Genomic DNA, 5,993 nt, shown 5'->3' on the forward strand with positions numbered 1-5,993 from the left:
CGAGTATTTGTACAGAATTTTTTAGTTGGGTGGGGACTGTGTTTCACGGGGAATTGGGGATTTATTTTTGGAAGGATTTGGGTGGGAGGTTGGGGGTGCTTATCTTTGCGACCGCTCTTTTAAAAAACGGGAGGTGGGTGGTGGTGGAAGGGGTTGGTTCTTCACAAAAGATTAGCAACCTGAGACAAAGATTTATTTGGTTGGTAATCAGCGGCTTACTTATCTTTGCCACCGCTTTTTGAACGAAGGGTTGCAGCAGAGGAGAAAGGGAAAAACCAGGTGGTCATCTTCCGGAAAAAAAACACGGAAACGGCAGAAAAGATTTGGTGTGAATGGTTTGAAGTGTGTATCTTTGCAGCCCGCTAAAAACGAAAGTAGCGCAGTTCTTTTACCCGGTTCGAATAGGTGCAAAAAAAGTTTTTCTGTCACTTGTTAAAGTGGTGTCAATCGGAAAAATAAATTTGGAGGGAATAAAAAAGCGCTTAACTTTGCACTCCCAATCGAAAAACGGGTACACAAAACAAGTTCTTCACACGGCAAAAAAAGTGAGACTTCGGGTCTAAAGGTTCGCAGCCTTGTCACTGGCAAAAGAGTGGGTAAACGAAGGTTTACCGGTGCTCAAAGTTCTTTGAAAGTTTGGAAGCAACAGCAACTTTACTCTTGATGAGTAAAATCTAGGTAAGTCAAGCGAATAAAATTCGAAATTGACTCGTTAATTTTTCTTTATGAGAATTTAATAGTCAGTATCAAAACTCATTTACAATGGAGAGTTTGATCCTGGCTCAGGATGAACGCTAGCGGCAGGCTTAATACATGCAAGTCGAGGGGCAGCGCAGTGTAGCAATACATGGGCGGCGACCGGCAAACGGGTGCGGAACACGTACGCAACCTACCCAAAACTGGGGGATAGCCCACCGAAAGGTGGATTAATACCTCGTAACCTCGTGAAGCGGCATCGCTTTATGAGTATAGCTCCGGCGGTTTTGGATGGGCGTGCGCCTGATTAGGTAGTTGGCGGGGTAACGGCCCACCAAGCCTGCGATCAGTAACTGGTGTGAGAGCACGACCAGTCACACGGGCACTGAGACACGGGCCCGACTCCTACGGGAGGCAGCAGTAAGGAATATTGGTCAATGGACGCAAGTCTGAACCAGCCATGCCGCGTGAAGGATGAAGGTCCTCTGGATTGTAAACTTCTTTTATCTGGGACGAAACCCTCGTTTTCTAACGGGATTGACGGTACCAGAGGAATAAGCACCGGCTAACTCCGTGCCAGCAGCCGCGGTAATACGGAGGGTGCAAGCGTTATCCGGATTCACTGGGTTTAAAGGGTGCGTAGGAGGGCAGGGAAGTCAGTGGTGAAATCTCCGGGCTTAACTCGGAAACTGCCGTTGATACTCTCTGTCTTGAATCCCGTGGAGGTGAGCGGAATATGTCATGTAGCGGTGAAATGCTTAGATATGACATAGAACACCAATTGCGAAGGCAGCTCGCTACACGAAGATTGACTCTGAGGCACGAAAGCGTGGGGATCAAACAGGATTAGATACCCTGGTAGTCCACGCCCTAAACGATGGATACTCGACATACGCGATACACTGTGTGTGTCTGAGCGAAAGCATTAAGTATCCCACCTGGGAAGTACGACCGCAAGGTTGAAACTCAAAGGAATTGGCGGGGGTCCGCACAAGCGGTGGAGCATGTGGTTTAATTCGATGATACGCGAGGAACCTTACCTGGGCTAGAATGCTGGTTGACCGTGGGTGAAAGCTCACTTTGTAGCAATACACAACCAGTAAGGTGCTGCATGGCTGTCGTCAGCTCGTGCCGTGAGGTGTTGGGTTAAGTCCCGCAACGAGCGCAACCCCCATCAGTAGTTGCCATCAGGTAACGCTGGGAACTCTACTGAAACTGCCGTCGTAAGACGCGAGGAAGGAGGGGATGATGTCAAGTCATCATGGCCTTTATGCCCAGGGCTACACACGTGCTACAATGGGGCGTACAAAGGGCTGCCACTTAGCGATAAGGAGCCAATCCCAAAAAACGCCTCTCAGTTCAGATCGCAGTCTGCAACTCGACTGCGTGAAGCTGGAATCGCTAGTAATCGTATATCAGCAATGATACGGTGAATACGTTCCCGGACCTTGCACACACCGCCCGTCAAGCCATGGAAGCTGGGTGTACCTAAAGTCGGTAACCGCAAGGAGCCGCCTAGGGTAAAACTAGTAACTGGGGCTAAGTCGTAACAAGGTAGCCGTATCGGAAGGTGCGGCTGGAATACCTCCTTTTTAGAGCTTAGCATACTTACCTAAGCTGTTGTTTCCAAAAACTTTCATTGTTCTTTCAAGATCTTTCAAATAGTCGCTCTAATGACCCAAAGGGTGGGAATGAGGTGAAGGAACTTGCTCTGGAGCCCCTTTGAGGGAAGAGAGCAAAAGACAGATCCGTAGCTCAGCCTGGTTAGAGCACTACACTGATAATGTAGGGGTCAGCAGTTCAAATCTGCTCGGGTCTACTGATTAAGCCAATAGCTTACCCGGGGGATTAGCTCAGCTGGCTAGAGCACTAGCTTTGCAAGCTAGGGGTCATCGGTTCGACTCCGATATCCTCCACAAACAGTTCTTTCAAACATGATGATGGTGACAATACGAAGGGTATTGGTCTGGGGTTCGCAACCCGAACATCAACAGAGAGAAGCTAACCGCCGATGGCCGCTGGCCGGAAGCTCCTGCTTCAAAGTTCTTTGACATATTGGAAAATCAATAGAAAAGTTGTTAGACGAAAGAGTCTAGTATCGATCACATATTTTTTCAATCACCAAGTTTTTGGTTGGTCTGAAATCTTAGTGGTCGGGTAACAAATACAATTTCAAATTTTTTAAAGCAACTAAGGGCGCATGGTGGATGCCTTGGCTCTGAGAGGCGATGAAGGACGTGGTAAGCTGCGATAAGCTGCGGGGAGATGCACACAATCGTTACATCCGCAGATTTCCGAATGGGACAACCCGGCTGGTTGAAGACCAGTCACTCCGAAAGGAGAGCCAACCCCGAGAACTGAAACATCTAAGTACCGGGAGGAAAAGAAAATAAACAATGATTCCCTAAGTAGTGGCGAGCGAACAGGGAACAGCCTAAACTTGAGCGGCGTGCCGCTTGAGGGTTGTAGGACCGCATTTAGAAACCTTCTTCAAGCTGAACTTTTTGGAAAATTAGACCATAGAGCGTGAAAGTCGCGTAAGCGTAAAGAGAAGGGGACGAGCGGTATCCTGAGTAGGGCGGGACCGGAGAAATCCTGCTTGAATCTGCCAGCACCATCTGGTAAGGCTAAATACTCCTCAGAGACCGATAGTGAACCAGTACCGTAAGGGAAAGGTGAAAAGCACCCTAAACAAGGGAGTGAAATAGTACCTGAAACCGTGCGCCTACAAGCGGTCGGAGCTGCAGCAATGCAGTGACGGCGTGCCTTTTGCATAATGAACCTACGAGTTGCTCCTCACAGGCGAGGTTAAGTTCTTAACTAACGGAGCCGTAGCGAAAGCGAGTCCAAATAGGGCGATTTAGTCTGTGGGGGCAGACGCGAAACTTTGTGATCTATCCATGGCCAGGCTGAAGGTGTGGTAACACACACTGGAGGGCCGAACGCGTTGACGTTGAAAAGTCTTGCGATGAGCTGTGGATAGGGGTGAAAGGCCAATCAAACTGAGAGATAGCTCGTTCTCCCCGAAATGTTTTTAGGAACAGCGTCGCATTTTAGAAGTTTATGAGAGGTAGAGCTACTGATTGGGCTAGGGGGCTTCACCGCCTACCAAACCCTGACAAACTCCGAATGCTCATAAATATCTGCGGCAGTGAGGCTGCGGGCGCTAAGGTCCGTGGCCGAGAGGGAAATAACCCAGAATAACAGCTAAGGTCCCTAATACACAGTTAAGTTGATCAAACGAGGTGGGGTTTCTATAACAGCCAGGATGTTGGCTTGGAAGCAGCCATTCATTTAAAGAGTGCGTAACAGCTCACTGGTCGAGAGACCCTGCACGGAAAATAATCGGGCATCAAACTGTGAACCGAAGCTTTATGACGCCACTTTGAGTGGTGTTCGGTAGGGGAGCATTGAAACCTGCGTCGAAGGTGATGGGCGACCATTGCTGGAGCGGTTTCAAAAGAAAATGTAGGTATAAGTAACGATAAAAGGAGTGAAAAACTCCTTCGCCGTAAGTCTAAGGGTTCCTGATCAACGTTAATCGGATCAGGGTTAGTCTGGTCCTTAGGTGAACCCGAAAGGGGTAGCTGATGGAAAGCTAGTTAATATTCTAGCACCAGCATTGGTTTCGATGGGGTAACGCAGTATTGAAAGTTCCTCGCACTTACGGAATAGTGCGATTAAGTATGTAGCTAGTTTCTTTATAGGCAAATCCGTAGAGAAAGGCGAAGTACGAAAGTACACTGAGGCTTCGGCCAAGGTGAGTGAACCTAAAAGCTGCCGAGAAAAACCTCTAAGGCTAGGCCAATGCTGCCAGTACCGCAAACCGACACAGGTAGACGGGATGAATATTCTAAGGCGCTCGGGTGAGCCGTGGAGAAGGAACTAGGCAAATTGACGCTGTAACTTCGGGATAAAGCGTACCGCAGCAATGCGGTCACAGTAAAATGGTTCAACCAACTGTTTAACAAAAACACAGGGCCCTGCAAAATCGAAAGATGACGTATAGAGCCTGATACCTGCCCGGTGCTGGAAGGTTAAGGAAGGGTGTTCGGAGGTAACTCCAAAGCTCCTGACTGAAGCCCCAGTAAACGGCGGCCGTAACTATAACGGTCCTAAGGTAGCGAAATTCCTTGTCGGGTAAGTTCCGACCTGCACGAATGGTCTAATGAGTTGAACACTGTCTCCTCCACGAGCCCGGTGAAATTGTAGTATCGGTGAAGATGCCGGTTACCCGCCACGGGACGGAAAGACCCCGTGAACCTTCACTACAACTTTGCATTGATTTTGAACAACCGATGTGTAGGATAGTTGGGAGACTGTGAAGTGGCCTCGCCAGGGGTCATGGAGTCAACGTTGAAATACCAACCTTCGTTTGTTTAGAGTCTAATCCCCAAAAGGGAAACAGTGCATGGTGGGTAGTTTGACTGGGGTGGTCGCCTCCTAAAAAGTAACGGAGGCTTGCAAAGGTTCCCTCAGTACGGTTGGTAATCGTACGAAGAGCGCATCAGTATAAGGGAGCTTGACTGTGAGACAGACAAGTCGAGCAGGGGCGAAAGCCGGCTGAAGTGATCCGGTGGTTCTGCATGGAAGGGCCATCGCTCAAAGGATAAAAGGTACTCCGGGGATAACAGGCTGATCTCCCCCAAGAGCTCATATCGACGGGGAGGTTTGGCACCTCGATGTCGGTTCGTCACATCCTGGGGCTGGAGAAGGTCCCAAGGGTTCGGCTGTTCGCCGATTAAAGTGGCACGTGAACTGGGTTCAGAACGTCGCAAGACAGTTCGGTCCCTATCTGTGGTGGGCGCAAGTCAATTGAGAGGACGTGACCTTAGTACGAGAGGACCGGGTCGCACGTACCGCTGGTGTATCTGTTGTGCCGCCAGGTGCAATGCAGAGTAGCTATGTACGGACAGGATAAACGCTGAAAGCATCTAAGCGTGAAACCTTCCTCAAGATGAGTTGACTTTTAAGAGCCGTCAAAGACGATGACGTTGATAGGCGACAGGTGTAAAGCTGGTAACAGCAAAGCCGAGTCGTACTAATTGCTCGTACGCTTTAATTTTATTTTTACTAGCCTCTTTCCTCTAACCTCTTTTCTTTCCAATATGTTAATCGCATTGCTCCATAGCAAACCTTCTTATGGTGGTTTTGCCGAGGGTGTTCACCTCTTCCCATTCCGAACAGAGAAGTTAAGCCCCTCATGGCCGATGGTACTGCACCACAATGCGGGAGAGTAGGTAACTGCCATATTTATTAAAAAAAAGCCTTTCAGAAATGAAAGGCTTTTTTTATGC

General features: G+C 48.8%; 1 protein-coding gene, 2 tRNA genes and 3 rRNA genes. All 6 read left to right on the plus strand.

From position 1 onward, the window contains the following. On the plus strand, positions 1 to 242 hold a 242-nt coding region (locus D6024_RS27090; RefSeq protein WP_205573378.1), incomplete at its 5' end, for a hypothetical protein. 517 nt (positions 243 to 759) lie between these two features. Further along, positions 760 to 2,288: ribosomal RNA gene (locus D6024_RS25905) — 16S ribosomal RNA — on the plus strand. Between the two features lie 152 nt (positions 2,289 to 2,440). Then, positions 2,441 to 2,515 (plus strand) — tRNA-Ile (locus D6024_RS25910). 23 nt (positions 2,516 to 2,538) lie between these two features. Beyond that, positions 2,539 to 2,612, plus strand: a tRNA-Ala gene (locus D6024_RS25915). Between the two features lie 264 nt (positions 2,613 to 2,876). After that, positions 2,877 to 5,761 (plus strand): 23S ribosomal RNA (locus D6024_RS25920). A gap of 76 nt (positions 5,762 to 5,837) precedes the next feature. Continuing rightward, positions 5,838 to 5,949, plus strand: a 5S ribosomal RNA gene (gene rrf / locus D6024_RS25925). The 16S, 23S and 5S rRNA genes sit together here with 2 tRNA genes alongside, the layout of an rRNA operon. The last annotated feature ends 44 nt before the right edge of the window (positions 5,950 to 5,993 follow it).

Source organism: Flavisolibacter nicotianae (genome assembly GCF_003628535.1).
In the GTDB taxonomy this organism is placed as follows: Bacteria; Bacteroidota; Bacteroidia; order Chitinophagales; family Chitinophagaceae; genus Flavisolibacter; species Flavisolibacter nicotianae.